Origin of the sequence: Acidovorax delafieldii (genome assembly GCF_007993815.1) — a bacterium.
GTDB classification, from domain to species: Bacteria; Pseudomonadota; Gammaproteobacteria; order Burkholderiales; family Burkholderiaceae_C; genus Acidovorax; species Acidovorax delafieldii.
In genome coordinates, this window is record NZ_VJWE01000011.1 from 1,007,875 (window position 1) to 1,026,626 (window position 18,752).

The window sequence follows — 18,752 nt, forward strand, 5'->3', positions numbered from 1 at the left end:
AATAAACCGCCGGGCAGCTCTGCCCACAAAAAAGCCCCGCAGACCAAGCCTGCGGGGCTCATCGGAAGAAAAGGCCTGGTGCGGTCAGTGCGTCAGGCGCGCCTGCGCGGCGCCTGTTGCCAGCGCCTGGGTTTGATGCCCTGCATACGGTGCGGCCACCGCACCGCCGTGGCCGTAGCCGGCTGCAGATTCGGCCAGGCGGAACTGCTGCACCACATGCGACAGGCGCGCGGCCTGCTCGCGCAGCGACTCGGCGGCTGCGGCGGATTCCTCCACCAGCGCCGCGTTCTGCTGCGTCATGCGGTCGATCTCGCCCACCGAACTGTTCACCTGGCCGATGCCAGCCGACTGCTCGGACGCAGCCGCCGTGATCTCGCCAATGATGTCGCCCACGCGCTGCACGCTGCTCACGATGTCCTTCATGGCCGTACCGGCTTCTTCCACATGGCGCACGCCGCCGTCCACGGCCGTCACGCTGCTCTGGATCAGGCCCTTGATGTCGCTGGCCGCCGCTGCGCTGCGCTGCGCCAGGCTGCGCACCTCGCTGGCCACCACGGCAAAGCCCCGGCCCTGCTCGCCTGCACGGGCAGCTTCCACGGCCGCGTTCAGCGCCAGGATGTTGGTCTGGAAGGCAATGGAGTCGATCAGGCCGATGATGTCGCCGATCTTGCGGCTCGATGTCGAAATCTCATGCATGCTGGCCACGGCCTGCTGCACCACGCCGCCACCGTGTGTGGCCATCTGCGAGGCCGACGCGGCCAGCTGGTTTGCCATCTGCGACGACGATGCCGTCTGCTGCACCGTGGACGTGAGCTGCGACAGCGAGGACACGGCCTCCTGCGCGTTGCTGGCCGTCTGCTCGGTGCGCTGCGACAGGTCCTGGTTGCCCGTGGCGATCTCCTGGCTGGCCGTGGCGATGTTGCCGCTGGCATCCCGCACCTGCGCCACCAGCGCACTCAGGCCCTGCTGCATGTCGCGCAGCGCGCGCTGCAAATCGGCCACTTCGTCCTTGCCCTCGGCAGCAATGTGCTGCGACAGGTCGCCGCCCGCAATCGCCTGGGCCATCTTGCGTGCGTCTTCCAGCGGCTTGCAAATGGAGTTCATGTTCATCAGCGTGGTGGGCACCACCACCACCACGGTGATCAGCACCGCCAGCACAAACAGCCACTTGGTCTGGTTGGACACTTCGCTTTGCTGCGCCACCGACTTGGCCACCTCCGCGCGCAGCACCGAGTCCAGCTCGGCCATCAGCTTGTCGGCCTCGGCAAACTCCGCCACGGCCTTGCCGCTCATGCGGTTGGCAATGGTGGCGGTGTCATAGCCACCTGCCTCCAGCTGGCGCGCCACGTGCGCAAACAGCTCGCGGTAGCTGTCCAGGCGCTTGACGATGTTGCGCACCACCGGGTTGTCAGAGTCCTCCTCGCCTTCCAGGAACTTGTTGGCAATCTTCTTGGCCTTGTCCTGGCTCTCCACCCACTTGGCATACGCGGCCTTCACGGCTTCGGGCTTCTCGTAGCCAATGATCATGTCCTTCTCGAACTGGCGGATGGCACCCATTTCGCCCCGCAGCTCGGCCATGTAACCCACCTCGGCGAACGAGTGGTCCATGAAGTCCTGGCTCATGTTGTGGATGCGGAACATGCCCAGCATGCCCGCGCCCCCCAGCAGCCCCAGCAGGCCCAGCACCACGCCAATGGCACCCAGCATGCGCAAACGTATGGTGAACTGCCGCATGAGCGAGAAGAGATTCATGATCTGTCGTCCTTGATATAGCTATGCCAATGCGGTCGCCGCACCTCCCCCGAGGCGACGGATTCGCAACAAATCGTTGCAGTTTGCCAGACATCGATGACCGTGCTGTACGTATTTATCACATGCGCCACCGCTTGAGTAGGAGGGCATTCGCCATCACGCTGACCGAGCTGAGCGCCATGGCCGCGCCCGCCACCACCGGGTTCAGGTAGCCCAGCGCCGCCAGCGGAATGCCCGCCACGTTGTATGCAAATGCCCAGAACAGGTTCTGGCGGATCTTCATCACCGTGCGGTGCGAAATATCCAGTGCCGCCGCCACCAGCATCGGGTCGCCGCGCATCAGCGTGATGCCCGCTGCGTGCATGGCCACATCAGTCCCGTTGCCCATGGCCATGCCCACATCGGCCGCCGCCAGCGCGGGGGCATCGTTAACGCCGTCGCCCACCATCGCCACATGATGGTGCTTGCCATCGGTGCCCTGTTGCAACGCAGCCACCTTGGCCGCCTTGTCGCCCGGCAGCACCTCGGCCATCACCTCGCCCGCGGCCGGGTCCAGCCCCAGGCGCCGGGCCATGGCCTCGGCCGCGCCCCGGTTGTCGCCCGACACCATCACCGTGCGGATGCCCCGCGCCTTCAGCGCCGCCAAAGCTTCGCGCGCACCCGGTTTGGGCTCGTCGCCAAAGGCCATCAATGCCCGCAGCGCCAACCCTTCTGTGACCCGCTGGGCCACGGCGGACACCGTGGCGCCTTCCCGTTGCAATGCCTCCGCGCGGTCTGACAACGGGCCCAGGCCCACCCCCAGCTCCTGCATCCAGCGCAGGCTGCCCACCAAGTAGCTCTGGCCGTCCACCTCGCCCTCGGTGCCGCGCCCGGGCACGGCGCGCACGTCCTGCGCGGTGGCCACGTGGATCTGCCGCTCGCCCGCAGCCGCCACCACCGCGCGCGCCAGGGGGTGTTCGCTACCGCTTTGCACTGCGGCCACGGCCGCCATCACCGCCGTATCGTCCAGACCCGGCACCACCTCAAACGCCGTGAGCCGGGGCTGGCCCACGGTCAGCGTGCCGGTCTTGTCAAAGGCCACCGTGTCCACCTTGTGCGCCAGCTCCAGCGCCTGCACGTCCTTGATCAGGATGCCGTGTTTGGCCGCCACGCCCGTACCCGCCATGATGGCCGCGGGCGTGGCCAGCCCCAGCGCACAGGGGCAGGCAATCACCATCACGGCCACGGCGTGGATCAGCGCCGCCTCCAGCCCCGCGCCCATGGCCAGCCAGCCCGCCAGGGTCACCAGCGCCACCACCAGCACCACCGGCACAAAAATAGCCGACACCTGGTCCACCAGCCGCTGGATGGGCGCCTTGGCCGCCTGCGCGTCTTCCACCAGCCGGATGATCTGGGCCAGCACCGTCTCGGCGCCCACGGCCGTCACCGCCATCACGATGCGGCCATCGCCATTGATCGATCCACCCGTGAGCGCTGCACCCACATCGCGCGCCACCGGCAGGGGCTCACCGGTCAGCATGGATTCGTCCACCTGCGTGTGGCCCTCGTGCACCGTGCCATCGACGGGGATGCGCTCGCCAGGCCGCACCACCAATTGATCGCCCACCAGCACCTCAGACACCGGCACATCCACCTCGCCCTGCTTGGTCAGCAAATGCACCACATCGGGCCGCAGCGCATGCAGCGCACGGATGGCCGCCGTGGTCTGGCGCTTGGCGCGCGCCTCCAGCCACTTGCCCAGCAGCACCAGCGTGACCACCACGGCCGACGCCTCGAAGTACAGGTGCGGCACATGCCCCGGGTGGTCCGTGGGCGCCGTGAGCCACAGCCACATCGACAGGCCCCAGCCCGCACTGGTGCCCAGCGCCACCAGCAAGTCCATGTTGCCGCTCAGCGCCTTGGCCGCATGCCAGCCCGCCTTGTAAAACCGTGCCCCCAGGATGAACTGCACCGGCGTGGCCAGCACAAACTGCACCCAGGCGGGCAGCATCCAGTGCTGGCCGAACAGGTCACCGATCATGGGCAGCACCAGCGGCGCCGACAGCAGCAGGCCAATACCCACGGGTAAAAAGCCGGCCCAGGGCGACAAGTCCTCCGGAGCATCCTCCTGCCCCGCCGCACGCGGCTCGTAGCCCGCATTGCGCACCGCGCGGCGCAGGACCGCCTCCATGGCCGCGGCGTCAGCGCCTACCTGCGTGACAAAGGCAATGCGCGCAGACTCGGTCGCCAGATTGACCGAGGCCTCCTGCACGCCCGGCACCTTGCGCAGCGCGCGCTCCACACGGCCCACGCAGCTTGCGCAGGTCATGCCAGAAATGCCCAGGTCCAGCGAGTGCACAGACCCGGGCGCGGTGTTGAGGGGGGTGGTGATGGTGTTCATGGCCGGGATGCTGATCCTTGACGTGATGGCAAGGTCAAGCATTGATATTGATCAACCCTCACATCATGAGTGTCTTGAGCGGTGTTTGACTCTGCCACGATGTCAAGCTTCAACATTCGCTTCGGTCGCATCCACGGCCACATTTCCAAACCCAACAAGGACACCCCATGGCAACCACCACCACGACTTTCCAAGTGCAGGGCATGACCTGCGGCCACTGCGAACGCGCCGTCACCCAGGCCGTGCAGCAGGTAGATCCCAACGCCCAGGTGCGCATCGACCGCGCCAGCGGCAAGGTGGACGTGGACAGCACCGCCCCCCGCGAAGCCCTGGCCGCCGCCATTGCCGAAGAAGGCTACACCGTCGCGGCCTGAGCGCCGCGCCACCACGCACCCAGCGAGGGCCACACCATGACCACGCCCCATTCCCCAGATGCCGCGCCAACCACGCGCGCCAAGGCCGCAGCACCCCGCCCCATCGCCTGGCCTGTGCCCATCGGCGTCGCTGCCAAGCGCGCAGGCATCTCGGCGCGCATGGTGCGGCACTACGAATCGCTGGGCCTCATCAACGGCGTGGCGCGCACCGACAGCGGCTACCGCCAGTACACCGAGGCCGACGTGCACGCCCTGCACTTCATCCGCCGCAGCCGCGACCTGGGCTTTTCGATGGAAGAAATCGCCGAACTGCTGGGCCTGTGGCACGACCGCAGCCGCGCCAGCAGCCAGGTCAAGCGCATCGCGCAGCAGCATATTGACGACCTGAGCGAACGCATCGCCCAGATGCAGGCCATGCAGCGCAGCCTGCAAACGCTGGTGTCCTGCTGCCAAGGCAACGACCGGCCGGACTGCCCCATCCTGGACGATCTGGCAGCGGGGCAGGCAGAACACCACGTACCCCGAGCCTCGCGCAAAACGCTATCAAATCAATAGCTACTTGCGCATGTTCGACTGGCGCTTGGAGCGGTTTTTCTTTGAAATCTGTGTGGGCAGGCCCGTCAGGCACCACCCAAACGCGCTGGAGCCTTGACCTTGCCAACTGCCGTTTTGCGGCGGGGTGCGGTCGCTGGCGCGGCCCCCGTGTCCGCGGCTGAAACCGGGGCCTGCGCAGGCCGCCGCAGCACCCCATCACACAGCGTCGCAATGCACTGCTGCGCCACCTGCTCGGGCGTGTATTCGCCATCGGGCTGGTACCAGCGGCCGATCCAGCTCAGGGCGCCGGCAATCACAAAGGCTGTCATCTTCGGGTCGCAGGGCTGCAGCGATCCTTCGGCCACACCCTCGGCCACGAGGCGGCGGAACTCCTGGTCGATGGCGGACTTGAGGCGGCGCAGCTCCTTGCGGCTTTCGGGGGGCAGCTGCTCGTCCCCTACGCGGATCAGGCACATGCCGAAGTCCATGGTGACGATGCGCGCATACACCTGCATGCAGGTCATGAGCTGGTCAATGGCCTTGCCACCCGCAGCGCGCGAGGCGTCAATCCCCTCCAGCATCATCGTGAGCCCCTTGCTCACGCACTGCAGCAGGATCTCGTCCTTGTTTTTCACGTAGTAATACAGCGTGGGCTTGGTCACGTTCAGGCGCGCGGCGATGTCGTCGAGCGAGGTGGCGTGAAAGCCGCGTTCGTTGAACAGCTGGGCCGCCGCCTGCAGCACGGCATTGCGTTTGGCCTCGCGCTGGCGCTCGCGGTGCGACACCGGGGGCCAGGGAGAAGCGGCTGCGGCCTGGGCGGGCGTGGCCTTGGCCTGCTTGGCCGCTTTGACCGGCGTGGCTCGCTTGGCTGTGGATGGCGAAGACGGGGCTGCGGCGGTGGCGGTGGCGCTGCGGCGGCGGGGTGCCACTTTGGCGTGGGGCATGGATGGCAGTTCCTCGGGAAAGTACGGATGCTGATGAGGGTCGCGGCTTCCAGAATCTACTTGCGAGTAAACAGTTTACGCACAAGTAGGAAATTTCTGCTGGGTTCCATCGAAATTTCTGTCAAAAGCTGCAGTCAACCCGTATTAGAAAGCCAATGGAGACAACCCCTTCCGGCCCCGCTGCTGCCACGCCCCTGCTGCAGGTGCAGGGCGTGACCCTGGCGTTCGGTGGCGTGAAGGCGCTGACCGGCGTACGCTTTGACGTGCAGCCCGGCTCCATCACCGCCGTCATCGGCCCCAACGGTGCGGGCAAGACCTCGCTGTTCAACACCATCTCGGGCTTTTACCGGCCCAGCCAGGGCTCCATCCGCTTTCAGGGGCAGGACATCACCCGCGTGCCCGCGCCCCAGCGCGCCAAGCTGGGCCTGGGCCGCAGCTTTCAGAACATCGCGCTGTTTCGCGGCATGACGGTGCTCGACAACATCAAGCTGGGCCGCCACGCGCACCTCAAAACCAACGTGCTCGACGCGCTGCTGTACTTCGGCCGCGCCCGACGCGAAGAGGCCGAACTGCGCCGCGACATCGAGGAGCGCATCATCGACTTTCTCGAAATCGACCACATTCGCCATGCGCCGGTCTCGGCCCTGCCCTACGGCCTGCAAAAGCGCGTGGAAATGGCCCGCGCGCTGGCCATGCAGCCGCAGATCCTGATGCTGGACGAGCCCGTGGCTGGCATGAACCGCGAAGAGACCGAAGACATGGCGCGCTTCATCCTGGACGTGCGCGAGGAGTGGGGCGTGACGGTGCTCATGGTCGAACACGACATGGGCATGGTGATGGACCTGTCGGACCACGTGGTAGTGCTCAACTTCGGCCAGGTCATCGCGCAGGGCACGCCCGCGCAGGTGCAGGCGGACCCCGAGGTCATCCGCGCCTACCTGGGCGCCGGTGATGTGGGCGACCTGCGCGCCAAGCTGCAGGGGGTGACCACCGCATGACCGGCAACTTCGACTGGGCCTACCTGTTTGAGATCAGCCTCACCGGCATCGCCGGTGGCGGTCTCTACGCGCTGGCCGCACTGGCTTTCGTCATGGTCTACAAGGCCACCCGCGTGGTCAACATTGCCATTGGCGAACTGCTGATGGTGGGCGCGTACCTGTTCTTCACCTTTGCATCAATGTTTGCGCTGCCGCTGTGGCTGGCCATCCCCGCCGCCGTGCTGGGCACGGGGCTGCTGGGCGCGGTGATCGAGCGCACCATGATCCGCCCGCTGCTGGGCGAGCCACCCATCTCCGTCTTCATGGTCACCGTGGGCCTGGCCTCGGTGCTCGTGGGCCTGGTCGAGATGATCTGGACGGCCGACCAGCGCCGCCTGCCCGACTTCATGCCCACGCAGCCCATCATGGTCGGCGACGCGTTCCTGGCGCCCAAGGTGTTCTGGGGCGCGGTGATTGCCATCGTGTTCATCGCGGCGGTGCTGGTGGTGTTCCGCTTCTGGCGCGGTGGCGTGGCCCTGCGTGCCACGGCCAGCGACCAGGCTGCCGCGTACTCGGTGGGGATCAACGTGCCGCGTGTGTTCTCGCTGGCCTGGGTGGCCTCGGCCATGCTGGCAGCCATCTCCGGGATCATCGTGGGCTCGATTGGCGGCATCTCGTCCAGCATGGGCGTGTTCGGTCTGTCAGTGCTGGTGGTCGTCATCGTGGGCGGGCTCGACAGCGTGCTGGGCGCACTCATCGGCGGCATCCTCATCGGCCTGATCGAGGCGCTGGCCGGGGCTTACCTGGGCGGTGAATACAAGCTGCTGGCCACCTTCATCGTGCTGGTCGCCGTGTTGCTGGTGCGGCCCTACGGCCTGTTCGGCACCCACGAGATAGAGAGACTCTGATGCGCATCGGGACCCTCAAGGAAACCTACATCGCCGACGCGGCGCTGTTCGACTCGCGCACGCAAACGGTGTGGCTGGCCGTGGGAGCCGCGCTGCTGGTGCTGTTCCCGTTCATGGCCAGCGACTACTGGCTGTACCTGGCCTGCCTGGTCAGCATCAATGTGGCCAGTGCCACAGGCCTCAACATCCTCACGGGCTACACGGGGCTGGTCAGCCTGGGGCAGGCCGCCTTCATGGGCCTGGGGGCCTACACCGTGGCCGTGCTGGAAACCAAGGTGGGCACGCCCTTTGTGCTCAACCTGCTGGCCGGTGGCTTTGTCGCCATGCTGGGCGGCATCGTCGTGGGCATCCCTTCGCTGCGCGTGAAGGGGCTGTACCTGGCGATTGCCACCATTGCCGCGTCGTTCATCGCGCACTTCATCTTTGCCAACTGGAAGTTCACCGGCGGCACTGGGGGCCTGAGCGTGCCACCCGCCAAGCTGTTCGGTATGGCGCTCGATACGTCATTCAGGCTGTACTGGCTCATCGTACCCGTCACCCTTCTCATGCTGCTGGGCGCGGCCAACCTGTTTCGCACGCGCGTGGGCCGTGCGTTCATCGCGATTCGCGACCGCGACATCTCGGCCGAGGTGCTGGGCATACCGCTGCTGCGCTACAAGCTGCTGTCGTTTGGCCTGTCATCGTTCTATGCGGGTGTGGCAGGCGGGCTGTGGGCGTACTTCTTTCGTGTGGTCACACCCGAGAGCTTTCCGCTGCTCATGTCCATCTTCTTCCTGGCGGCCATCATAGTCGGCGGCATGGGTTCCATCCTGGGCGGCATCCTGGGCGCGGTGTTCATGACCATGGTGCCCGAGCTGCTCAAGCTCGTGGTGGACCTGATGCCCGGCGGCAGCGAACTCACCGTGTTCCTCTCGCCCGTGCGCACGGTCATCTTTGGCCTGCTCATCATCGGTTTTCTCGTCTTCGAGCCCCATGGCCTGGCCGAAGTGTGGCGGCGCGTCCGTCGTTTCTTCCATCTCTGGCCTTTCCGAAACTGAGAGCCTATTGATAGCCATTTCATGGGGTACGCATGACAACACACAGTCACGATCTAGGCGCCCGTCGCAGCGCATGCTGGCGGCCTGGGCAAGGCGGGGAACGACGAGCGTGGCAGTGTGCTGTCATGCCCGAAGGGTTGCCCCGAAGAGGTAGCGTCTGCAGCGTTGCCCATCCTCGCTGCACATCAGTGCAGCTTGCGGTGGGCGCCTTGCATCCACTGCCTCTGCGGGGCAACGTACCCCATGAAATGGCTATCAATAGGCTCTAACCCACAGGAGACAACCATGGACACACAACGCACTTCCTTCCAGCGCCGCCAACTCTTGCTCGGAGCCGCTGGCGCCGCTGCCCTCGCCAGCCCGCTGTCGGTGCTGGCCCAAGGCGCTGAAGAGATCGTGATCGGCGGCTCCATCCCGCTCACCGGCGTGTTCGCGTTTGCGGGCGTGGGCATCAACGCGGGCATGGGCGACTACGTGAAGATGCTCAACGACGCGGGTGGCATCAAGGGCCGCAAGGTCAAGTACGTGCCCGAAGACACGGGCTACAAGGTCGATGTGTCAGTGGCTGCGTTCAAGAAGATCACCAGCCAGAACAAGGTCAACCTCTACTACGGTGACTCCACAGGCTTCTCCAAAACCATCAACCCAGAGCTGGACCGTAACGGCAACATCCTGATGGCGGGCGCGTCGTTTGCCACCGAACTCAACGACCCCAAGAAGTACCCCAACCAGTTCCTCGTGGGCCCCGACTACACCGAGATGTTCGGCATCCTGCTCAAGCACATCGCCAAGGAAAAGCCCGGTGCCAAGGTGGCCTTCGTGTACTCCGATTCTGAATTCGGCCGCGACCCCATCGAGTCCAGCGAAGCCATGGCCAAGCAGCTGGGCCTGTCGGTGCCCATCAAGATCATGACGCCCGCCGGCAGCGTGGACGTCTCCACCGAAGTCATCAAGCTGCGCCGCGCGGCGCCCGACTACACCATCTTCCACGGCTACATCCTCGCGCCCATCCCTGAGTTCATCACCCAGGGCAAGCAGCAGGGCATGACCAGCAAGTGGATGGGCACCTTCTGGACCATGGACAGCTCCACCGTCATGAAGATGGGCGACGCCGCCGACGGCTTCATGGGTGTGATGCCGTATCGCTACTACTACGACACCGAGAAGGCGCCCATGCTGGAGAAGATCCGCGCCCTGCGGCCCGAGTACCAGAGCACGGCCTACATCCAGGGCTTCCTGGCCGCGATGCTGTTCACCGAGGCAGCCAAGCGCACGCTGGATGCAGGCAAGCCCCTCACCGGCCCCAGCCTGAAGGCAGCGCTCAACTCCATCAAGGACTTCGACACCGGCGGGCTGATCGGCGTGCCGATCACCATCAGCGGCAATTCGATCCCCGTGGGCCGTGTGTACCGCGCCGATATGAAGGCGCAAAAAATGGTCGCGGCATCGGACTGGATCAAACTCTGACACTGCCTGCGCCATGACCCAGCCAACCCCGGCCCACGTCCTCGAAGTCAACAACATCGAGGTCATCTACAACAAGGTGGTGCAGGCCCTGCGCGGCCTGTCGCTGGCCGTGCCGCGTGGACAGATCGTGGCGTTGCTGGGCAGCAATGGGGCGGGCAAAAGCACCACGCTCAAGGCCATCTCGGGCCTGCTGGCGCTGGAGGATGGCGTGGTCGAAAGCGGCAGCATCCACTTCAACGGCCAGCCCACGGCCGCCGTAGCCCCGCAGCAACTGGTGCGCAACGGGTTGAGCCATGTGATGGAAGGCCGCCGCGTGTTCGAAGACCTCACGGTCGAGGAAAACCTGGTGGCCGCCACCTATGCGCTCACAGGGCGCAAGGATGCGACGCCCGACTTCGATCTGGTCTACAGCTACTTTCCGCGCCTGCATGAGCGGCGCAAGGGCCTGGCAGGCTACCTGTCGGGCGGTGAGCAGCAGATGCTGGCCATTGGCCGTGCGCTCATCGCACAGCCCCAGCTCATCCTGCTCGACGAGCCCTCGCTGGGCCTTTCTCCGAAGCTGGTCGAAGACATCTTCACCATCATTGCGCGCATCAACGCCGAGCGCGGCACCAGCATGCTGCTGGTGGAGCAGAACGCCACCGTGGCCCTGGCCGTGGCGCACCGGGGCTACATCATGGAGAACGGCAAGATCGTGATCGATGGCACGGCCGAGCGCCTGGCCAACGACCCCGATGTGCGCGAGTTCTATCTGGGCATGGGCGGTGGTGGCGAGGCCAAGAGCTTCAAGGACATCAAGCACTACAAGCGTCGCAAACGCTGGCTGTCATGAGCACACTTCCCGACCTCCCCCCGCCCCAGATGCTGCGCGAGCGCGCACGCACCGACGCGCAGCGCATAGCCATCCGGCAAAAGGACTTCGGCATCTGGAAGCCGTTCAGCTGGGCGCAGTACCACCAGCGTGCCAGTCACTTCGGCCTGGGCCTGCGGGCACTGGGCCTGCCTGCGGGCGGGCATGTGGGCGTGATCTCCGAGAACCGCATCGAATGGGTGCTGGCGCAGATGGGCGCGGGCCTGGTGGGCGCCGTGACGGTGGGCGTGTACCCCACCAGCCCCACCAACGAGGTGGCTTATGTGGTGGGCCATGCCGACATCGAGATCATGGTCTGCGAAGACCAGGAGCAGACCGACAAGCTGCTGGCCGCGCTGCCCGATCTGCCACGCCTGAAAAAGATCGTGGTCATGGAGACCAAGGGCCTGCGCAGCTTTGCGTCCGAGGTGCGGCAGTTCATCACCACGTTTGACGAGGTCGAGCAGCTGGGCGCAGCGTCGAGCCAACAAACCATCATCGACGACGCTCTGGCACGCCAGCGGCTCGACGACGTGGGCTTGATGATCTACACCTCAGGCTCCACCGGCAAGCCCAAGGGCGCGATGATTTCGTACCGCAACATCCGGGGCGTGGTGCCTGGCATCGTGGACCGGCTGGAACTGTCGCGCGAGACCACCCACCTGTCGTACCTGCCGCTGTGCCACGTGGCCGAGCAGATGCTGACCAGCTTTGTGCCCGTGTACATCGGCTCGCAAGTGAACTTTGGCGAGTCCATCCGCACCGTGCAGGAGGACCTGCGCGAGGTCGCTCCCACCATGTTCCTGGGCGTGCCCCGCATCTGGGAGAAGCTGCACGCCGCCATCCACATCAAGCTGCAGGAAACGGGCGGCCTGCGCCGTGCGCTGTTCCACAAAGCCTACAACGCCTGCAAGCCGTTGGCCGACAAGCCGCGCAGTGCCTGGAGCGTGGGCGACAAGCTCACTTATGCCGCGAGCTACTGGCTCGTCTTCCGCGCGCTGCAGAACTTCATCGGCCTGCGCAATGCCCATGTGGCGCTCACCGGCGCCGCGCCCATTCCGCCCGACGTGGTGCGCTTCTTCCGCGTGCTGGGTGTGCCGCTCATCGAGGTGTATGGCCTGACCGAATCCACCGGCATGGTCACGGGCCACCGGCTCGATCATGTGGTGGTGGGCACCGTGGGCGTGCCCACGCAGGGCGTGGAGCACCGCATTGCGGACAACGGTGAGCTGCAATTGCGAGGCGACATGGTGTTTGCGGGTTATTACAAGAACCCCGAGGCCACGGCCAGCAGCATCGTGGATGGCTGGCTGCACACGGGCGACGTGGTGCGTGAATCGCAAGGCCAGATCCAGATCGTGGACCGCCTCAAGGACATCATGATCACGGCGGGTGGCAAGAACCTCACGCCGTCCGAGATCGAGAACACGATGAAGGGCAGCCCCTTCATCAAGGAATGCATCATCGTGGCCGAGGCGCGCAAGTTCGTCGGCGCGCTGGTGATGATCGACTACGAGACCGTGGGCAAATGGGCCGAGGCGCGGCGCATTCCGTTCACGCACTTTCGCTCGCTGGTGGAGCACCCCGAGGTGCGTGGCCTCATCGACGCCGAAATCAACCAGGGCAACCAGCGCCTCGCGCAGGTCTCGCAGATCCGCAAGTTCCACCTGCTGACCAAGGAGCTGGACCACGACGACGGCGAGGTGACCGCGACGATGAAGGTGCGCCGCGCAAGCATCTACAAAACCTATGCGGCCGAGATCGAGGCGCTGTACCAATAGCCCAGGGCTCGGCGCATTGGAACCCACTTACTATCAAAACAGGAGCTGATAGCGCAATATCCACTAGCGCTTGAAGCGGATTTGACATGAAAAATACCGCGACAGACCCTGCAGCAGCCGCTACCGCACCGTCCGCGCCCGCCCCACAGCCGCCCCTGCTGCTGGAGCGCCACGGCGCCATCGCCACGCTGCGCTTCAACCGGCCCGAGGCACTCAACGCCATCGACGTGCCCATGGCCAATGCCTTCCTCGCCGCCGTGCAGTCCATCGCTGCCGACCCCGGTGTGCGGGCCGTGGTGCTGCGTGGCAACGGCCGGGGCTTCATGGCCGGGGGCGACCTGGCCACGCTGCGCGCGGACCCGGTGCAGGGCGCCATCGACATCCTCACGCCGCTGAACCAGGCACTGCTGCTGCTGGCGCAGATGAACGCGCCCGTCATCGCGCAGGTGCACGGTGCGGCCGCCGGCGCGGGCTTGAGCCTGGTGCTGATGGCCGACTACGTGATCGCTGCCGAAGGCACACGCTTCAACTTGGCCTACATCAACCTCGGCACCAGCTGCGATGTGGGTGCATCGTGGGCGCTTCCGCGCATCGTGGGCGTGCGCCAAGCGCTGGAGATTGCGCTGCTGGGCGAGGCCTTCACCGCGGACGATGCGCTGCGCCTGGGCCTCGTCAACCGCGTGGTGCCCGGCGCCGAGCTGGACAGTGCCACCACCGCCCTCGCCCAGCGCCTGGCCAGCGGTCCCACACTGGCCTACGGTGCAATGAAGCGCCTGATGCGCGCGTCGATGGACCACACGCTGCCCGAGCAACTGGCCGCTGAAAAAGACGCCTTTGTGCACTGCGCGGGCACCGAGGACTTCCGCGCGGGGGTGGAGGCGTTTCACCAGCGCCAGAGCCCGCAGTTTGTGGGGCGGTAGTCCGACACTCCTTCTCCACAACCCCTGTTGCGCCACGGCCGCCCTGCGCAGGCATTGGTCACGATTCCAGAACACTCCGTTTGCCCGCCCCGGGTTTATGCCGGCGCCGAGGCCGTCTACAGTTCACGCAGTGTCACCACTGGGTGCGCAAAAGACAAATCCCCATGATCACCGTCCGCCCCTCCTCCGAACGGGGCCGGTCCTCCACCGGCTGGCTGTACAGCGCCCACAGCTTTTCGTTTGGCGACTACTTCGACCTGCGCCACCAGGGCCATGGCAACCTGCTGGTGCTCAACGATGACACAGTGGCGCCCGGCAAAGGCTTTGGCACGCATGGGCACCGCGACATGGAGATCGTGAGCTACGTACTCGACGGCGCCCTGGCCCACCAGGACAACCTGCACGAACGCACCGGCCAACAACCTGGCGGCCCAGCGGCCTCGGGGGCGCCAGGGGCTGATTCGGCGGAGGCCCCTACCGGCATCCTGCACCCGGGCGACGTACAGCGCATGAGCGCCGGCTGGGGCGTGCGCCACAGCGAATTCAATGCGCTGCCCGACCAGCCCACCCATTTCCTGCAGATCTGGATCAAGCCCCTGTTCACAGGCATCCGCCCCAGCTACGCACAAAAACACTTCCCGCCCGCAGACCGCCGGGGCCGCCTGGTGCGCATTGCCTCGCGCCGGGGAGAGGACGGCTCGGTGACCATGAACGCCGACGCCTCCATCTGGGCAGGCCTGCTGGATGGCAGCGAAACCGCCACCCAAGTGCTGAACCCTGAACGCCTGGCCTATGTGCACGTGGCGCGGGGGGCGGTGCAGGTCAACGGCATCGCGCTGTCTGGTGGCGATGGCGCCTCGCTGGACGGCGAAAACACGCTGACCCTGCACGACGGCCACCACGCCGAGGTGCTGGTGTTTGACCTGGCGCGGCGTTGAAACGCGTCACCCCAGCGCATGGAACTGGCACTATGACCCCCGACGAAGCCTTCCTTCACCTGCCTGAGCTGCAAGGCCGGCTGACCCCCGCCCATGCCTCAGGCCTGCGCCTCACCGACGAGGTGCTGGCCGAGTGGGACGCCCAGGCGCGCTGCCAGGGCCTGCCCGCCCACTGGCGCCTGCCAGATAACGAGGTTGAGCAATCCCGCCGCGAGGTGCTTTCCACCATCACCTCCGAGCAGCAGGATCTGTGGGTGTTTGCCTATGGCTCGCTGATGTGGAACCCAGGCTTTCACTTTGGCGAAGTGCGCCGCGCCTGCCTGCCCGGCTTTGCACGCCGCTTTGCCCTGAGCACCACCATCGGCCGGGGCACTCCCGATTGCCCGGGCCTGGTGCTGACCTTGCAGCGCACGGGCGACGAAGAGCCACAGGGCTGCGAGGGCCTGGCATTCCGCATCCCGGCGCCTCTGGTGGAGGACGAGTCCCGCATGCTGTGGCGGCGCGAGATGATCACCGGCGCCTACTGCCCGCAACTGCTGCCCCTGCCAACGCCCCAGGGCGAGGTGCAGGCGCTGGTGCTGGTCGCCAACACGGCCCATACCCATTACCGGGCTAATCTGTCGCTGCAGGCCACGGCCGCGATCATTGCCACCGCCTGCGGGCGCATCGGCAGCAACCGGGACTACCTGGAGCAGCTGGTGCGGCAGTGTGGGGTGCTGGGAATCACCGATCCCTACGTACACAGGCTATCCGCCATGGTGCGGGCCGCACACTGAAAGCCCCCCGCTGACCGGTCTTTGCAAGGGAGCCATCGCGGCCGTGTGTGCCCCAGGCCGGCCAGCAGTTCATGGAACAATGGAAAAATCGCCCCGGTTGACCAGAATGCCTGGCTCAACCGACGGACTCCTCTCTCCGGGTCCCACGCGGCCACCAAAGCGCCCGGGTCCTTTCGCCAGTGATTCCATGAAAAAAATCCTTCGTACCGCAGCCGTCCTGTTTTCTCTGGTTGCCTCGGTCTGCCATGCGGCTCCGGCATCTCCCGTGTCCAGCATCATCGTGATGCCGTGGGACCTGAACCAGAACAAGAACCTGCCCAGTGAACTCAAGGCCCAGGGTGTGAGCCATGCAACGGTGTATCTCAACTGGTCCGACATCGAGAGCCGCAAGGGACAGTACGACTTTGCCCACTACCACCGCTATGTGGATGCCATCGTCCAGGGCGGACTGTCGCTGCTGCTGGTGATAGACATGGGCGGACGCCCCTACAAGGACGAAACCGGGCAGATCGTCCCCAACCTGTCCACCGTGCCCCGATGGATTGTTGCGGCACACCCGGACATGGCCATGCGCAATTTCTCAGGCGAGGCAAGCTGGCAGCCCGACTTCGCAGATCCTGCGGTCAGAAAGTACGCTGACCCGTTCATCGCGCAAACGGTAGAGCATTTTTCCAAACGCTACCCAGGCAAGGTGCTGGGCTACGCCATCGGCCTTCAGGAAGAACACGAAATCAAGTACGGCCAGATGGGCTACCAGTGGAGAGACTACAAAGACTCCACACAGCAAGCGTTCGCCAAAAAATACAACGCCAAGCAACCGGTCATCAACTACAACAACAACATAGCCGCAGGCGTGCCGAAGGCAGAGCCACTGCTGCATGCCCACAAGGAATTCCGAGAGGCCCGCCTGCAGGAAGCCACCTGCGCCTATGCCAACGTGATCCGCAGCAAAGGCGCAGAGGCCATCGGCTATTTTGCTGAAACCTTCACATCGCACGACGCCATCTACGCCACCGGCATCGTGGAAAAACTGGCCCCCTGCATCGACATCGCCGTCATCGATTTCAATTTCTACGATGGCTATGGCCTGGTGGCCGATTCCGACGTATTGCCGACGCTGGCCAACTACATGGGTTCGCTGGGCTACAAGAAAGTCATGGTCGGCGCCTATGCAGAACGCTGGGAGGCCGCCAAGAAAACCCAAGAGCTGATGCCCGTCATCCGACGCTCTATTGCCCAGTCGCTATCGCAAGCCCACGTGATAGGGTATGAGATCGGGGGATTCCAGCACCAGGCAAATGGCGGCGCGCTGGCCAGTCTGGAGATGGTCAAGCTCAATGCTTCCACTCCCAAGCCCCTCCCCGCCACATCCGGCAAGCCCGTCGGGCAAATCAAGATCGGCATCCTCGGCTCCACCACCAACTTCCATGTGTGGCACGGAGAACGAAGCGCTGGCAGAAACCCCCACCGCGATGCGCTGTTCGCGTCCTACAAAATCCTGAGCCAAGAGCCAGGGATGGACGTTCACATCATCGGCGAAAAGAACCTGTTGCAGGACGACCCCATCATCCAGCAACTCGACGCCATCCTGGTCCCCCACCAAGCGGCCATGCCACAGAGCATCAAGGCCAAACTCACCACTTACTGGAAAAATGGCGGAGCACTCATTCAGGACATGCGTCTGGGTGAGTTTGACGAAAATGGCAAACCCACCTTTGACTGGATGCATGAGGTGTTTGGGATTGCCAATGTTGAGTGGAAAAAGCGGGGGAGTATCTTTCTTATCGATGGAAAGGTTTACCGGCTCAAAACTTCGAAGACTCTGTACACCAGCTATGCGTCCATTACTCCGCGCGCTGGCTACACGCTGGTCGCTACGGAGCTTCTGCAGAAAGAGCAGGGGATCATGGTGAAAGGTGAAAGAACTTTGGCCTTCGGCTTCATGCCACAGTTGGTGGAAGACGAAACCCGGGATGTTTGGAGAAAATTGTTTGTACGCGAAATCAACAAGACAGTGAAATCAGGGTCTTCCGCGTCAAAGTAAATACACATCTAATACCGTCAAATTGATGTGCAATCGGGTTGATTGCACATTCTTTTTAAGCGACCTTCTCAGTGCGCCGCTTTGCCATTCTTATAAAAGGCTGCTCAATAAATCGATGGCTTAGATAAGCAAGCACAACGGTAATCACAACAGAAATAATTACCACCATTGATCTCTTTTCGACCACCTGCGCTACAGAGACTATAACTGGATAGTGAATCAGGTAAAACGAATAGGAAATATCAGACAGAACATTGACAAATTTCGGATTCTGATAATTTGTATCCTTAAGTATCAGAAACAGCGCCGTTACCCCAAAACCAGTGATGAACACCGGATCCGGAAAATGCTGCTTCCAGGATGATGACAAAACCACGGTGATCAAGAAGACTGCAAACAATCCTGCCTTGTCGAACTTCGGCTTCTTGATGGCAATATAGGCACCGAAGAAGAAAAACGGCAACTGGCTGATGAAGCTGTTGTTAACGAAGAAGAACCTGGCGTTCGAATCCAGCCCTTTGTAGATCGACAGGTCGGACCATCCCAGAAAAAGCCATCCATATGAAATTGCCATGAACAGGAATGTCATTTTCAAAGGGTGCTTCGCGAAATTTGCAGCGCATAGGAAGGCGATGACATACCACGCCAACTCTATGGTCAGTGTCCAGCTAACAAACAGCGCATTGTATTTGTAGTAATAATCAGGAAACAGGTGCTGCAGGAAGCTCAGATGCGCCAACAGCGCTTTGATATCAAGCCCCTCCAGCGTCAACTGATTGAATACCAAAGAAAACACCAAAAACCAAAAAATATACGCCGGATAAATTCTAAAAAATCTGTGAATAAAATAATCTCTTGCCGAATACCGGATAGCACTGAGAATAATTAAATATCCACTGATGACAAAAAATATCTGCACCCCCAGCCACCCACCAAGATGTGCAAAAAAAGGCAGGAAGGTTATGTTAGCGCCCGAGTGAAGATGGTGCACAAAAACCAAAGCGACAGCTAAAGCTCTTAGCGTCTCTATGGAAGAATTTTTCTGATATTGAGAATTATCCATTTTTAAT

General features: G+C 63.7%; 16 protein-coding genes. 12 read left to right on the plus strand and 4 right to left on the minus strand.

Annotated features, from left to right (window positions below; genetic code table 11):
- Positions 1–84: 84 nt before the first annotated feature.
- Together ATF69_RS07370 and ATF69_RS07375 are read right to left on the minus strand one after the other, a co-directional pair.
- Positions 85–1,752 carry a methyl-accepting chemotaxis protein gene (locus ATF69_RS07370; protein WP_056056943.1) on the minus strand — a complete coding sequence of 556 codons (1,668 nt, stop codon included), beginning with the start codon at positions 1,750–1,752 and terminating at the stop codon, positions 85–87.
- A gap of 118 nt (positions 1,753–1,870) precedes the next feature.
- The gene (locus ATF69_RS07375; protein WP_146870406.1) at positions 1,871–4,132 is read right to left on the minus strand and encodes a heavy metal translocating P-type ATPase; all 2,262 of its coding nucleotides are present in this window, start codon (positions 4,130–4,132) and stop codon (positions 1,871–1,873) included.
- A 167-nt stretch (positions 4,133–4,299) separates the two neighbouring features.
- Here ATF69_RS07375 and ATF69_RS07380 point away from each other — a divergent pair, with 167 nt between their 5' ends.
- Both ATF69_RS07380 and cueR read left to right on the plus strand, forming a co-directional pair.
- Positions 4,300–4,506, plus strand: a complete 207-nt coding sequence (locus ATF69_RS07380) for a heavy-metal-associated domain-containing protein (RefSeq protein WP_056742486.1) — start codon at positions 4,300–4,302, stop codon at positions 4,504–4,506.
- Positions 4,507–4,542: 36 nt separating this feature from the next.
- Complete coding sequence (gene cueR / locus ATF69_RS07385; protein WP_208758700.1) at positions 4,543–5,061, plus strand: Cu(I)-responsive transcriptional regulator; 519 nt, start codon at positions 4,543–4,545, stop codon at positions 5,059–5,061.
- A gap of 65 nt (positions 5,062–5,126) precedes the next feature.
- On the opposite strand, the gene ATF69_RS07390 is transcribed toward cueR, so the two are convergent.
- Entirely contained in the window at positions 5,127–5,984 is an 858-nt protein-coding gene (locus ATF69_RS07390) for a TetR/AcrR family transcriptional regulator (RefSeq protein ID WP_244303673.1), read from the minus strand.
- 155 nt (positions 5,985–6,139) lie between these two features.
- Here ATF69_RS07390 and ATF69_RS07395 point away from each other — a divergent pair, with 155 nt between their 5' ends.
- From ATF69_RS07395 to ATF69_RS07440, 10 genes are all read left to right on the plus strand, one after another.
- Positions 6,140–6,982: an ABC transporter ATP-binding protein gene (locus ATF69_RS07395; protein ID WP_146870408.1), complete on the plus strand. Its 843-nt coding sequence runs from the start codon at positions 6,140–6,142 to the stop codon at positions 6,980–6,982.
- Positions 6,979–7,869, plus strand: a complete 891-nt coding sequence (locus tag ATF69_RS07400) for a branched-chain amino acid ABC transporter permease (protein WP_146870411.1) — start codon at positions 6,979–6,981, stop codon at positions 7,867–7,869. Before ATF69_RS07395 ends, ATF69_RS07400 begins: the two co-directional genes overlap by 4 nt.
- The gene (locus tag ATF69_RS07405) at positions 7,869–8,906 is read left to right on the plus strand and encodes a branched-chain amino acid ABC transporter permease (RefSeq protein WP_146870414.1); all 1,038 of its coding nucleotides are present in this window, start codon (positions 7,869–7,871) and stop codon (positions 8,904–8,906) included. Before ATF69_RS07400 ends, ATF69_RS07405 begins: the two co-directional genes overlap by 1 nt.
- Positions 8,907–9,191: 285 nt before the next feature.
- A complete protein-coding gene (locus ATF69_RS07410; protein ID WP_146870416.1) occupies positions 9,192–10,373 on the plus strand; it encodes an ABC transporter substrate-binding protein in 1,182 nt (393 codons plus the stop codon).
- A 13-nt stretch (positions 10,374–10,386) separates the two neighbouring features.
- Entirely contained in the window at positions 10,387–11,205 is an 819-nt protein-coding gene (locus tag ATF69_RS07415; protein WP_094289924.1) for an ABC transporter ATP-binding protein, read from the plus strand.
- Positions 11,202–13,004: an AMP-dependent synthetase/ligase gene (locus tag ATF69_RS07420; protein ID WP_146870419.1), complete on the plus strand. Its 1,803-nt coding sequence runs from the start codon at positions 11,202–11,204 to the stop codon at positions 13,002–13,004. Before ATF69_RS07415 ends, ATF69_RS07420 begins: the two co-directional genes overlap by 4 nt.
- Positions 13,005–13,090: 86 nt before the next feature.
- Positions 13,091–13,924: an enoyl-CoA hydratase/isomerase family protein gene (locus ATF69_RS07425; RefSeq protein ID WP_225580984.1), complete on the plus strand. Its 834-nt coding sequence runs from the start codon at positions 13,091–13,093 to the stop codon at positions 13,922–13,924.
- Between the two features lie 164 nt (positions 13,925–14,088).
- Positions 14,089–14,862 (plus strand): pirin family protein, encoded by a 774-nt coding sequence (locus tag ATF69_RS07430; RefSeq protein ID WP_146870421.1) that lies wholly within the window; start codon positions 14,089–14,091, stop codon positions 14,860–14,862.
- A 32-nt stretch (positions 14,863–14,894) separates the two neighbouring features.
- Positions 14,895–15,638 carry a gamma-glutamylcyclotransferase gene (locus ATF69_RS07435; RefSeq protein ID WP_146870423.1) on the plus strand — a complete coding sequence of 248 codons (744 nt, stop codon included), beginning with the start codon at positions 14,895–14,897 and terminating at the stop codon, positions 15,636–15,638.
- 187 nt (positions 15,639–15,825) lie between these two features.
- Positions 15,826–17,682, plus strand: a complete 1,857-nt coding sequence (locus ATF69_RS07440) for a beta-galactosidase (protein ID WP_146870425.1) — start codon at positions 15,826–15,828, stop codon at positions 17,680–17,682.
- Positions 17,683–17,737: 55 nt separating this feature from the next.
- Here ATF69_RS07440 and ATF69_RS07445 read toward each other — a convergent pair whose 3' ends face one another.
- On the minus strand, positions 17,738–18,745 hold the full coding sequence (locus tag ATF69_RS07445) for an acyltransferase family protein (RefSeq protein WP_082564841.1): 1,008 nt from the start codon (positions 18,743–18,745) through the stop codon (positions 17,738–17,740).
- Positions 18,746–18,752: the final 7 nt, after the last annotated feature.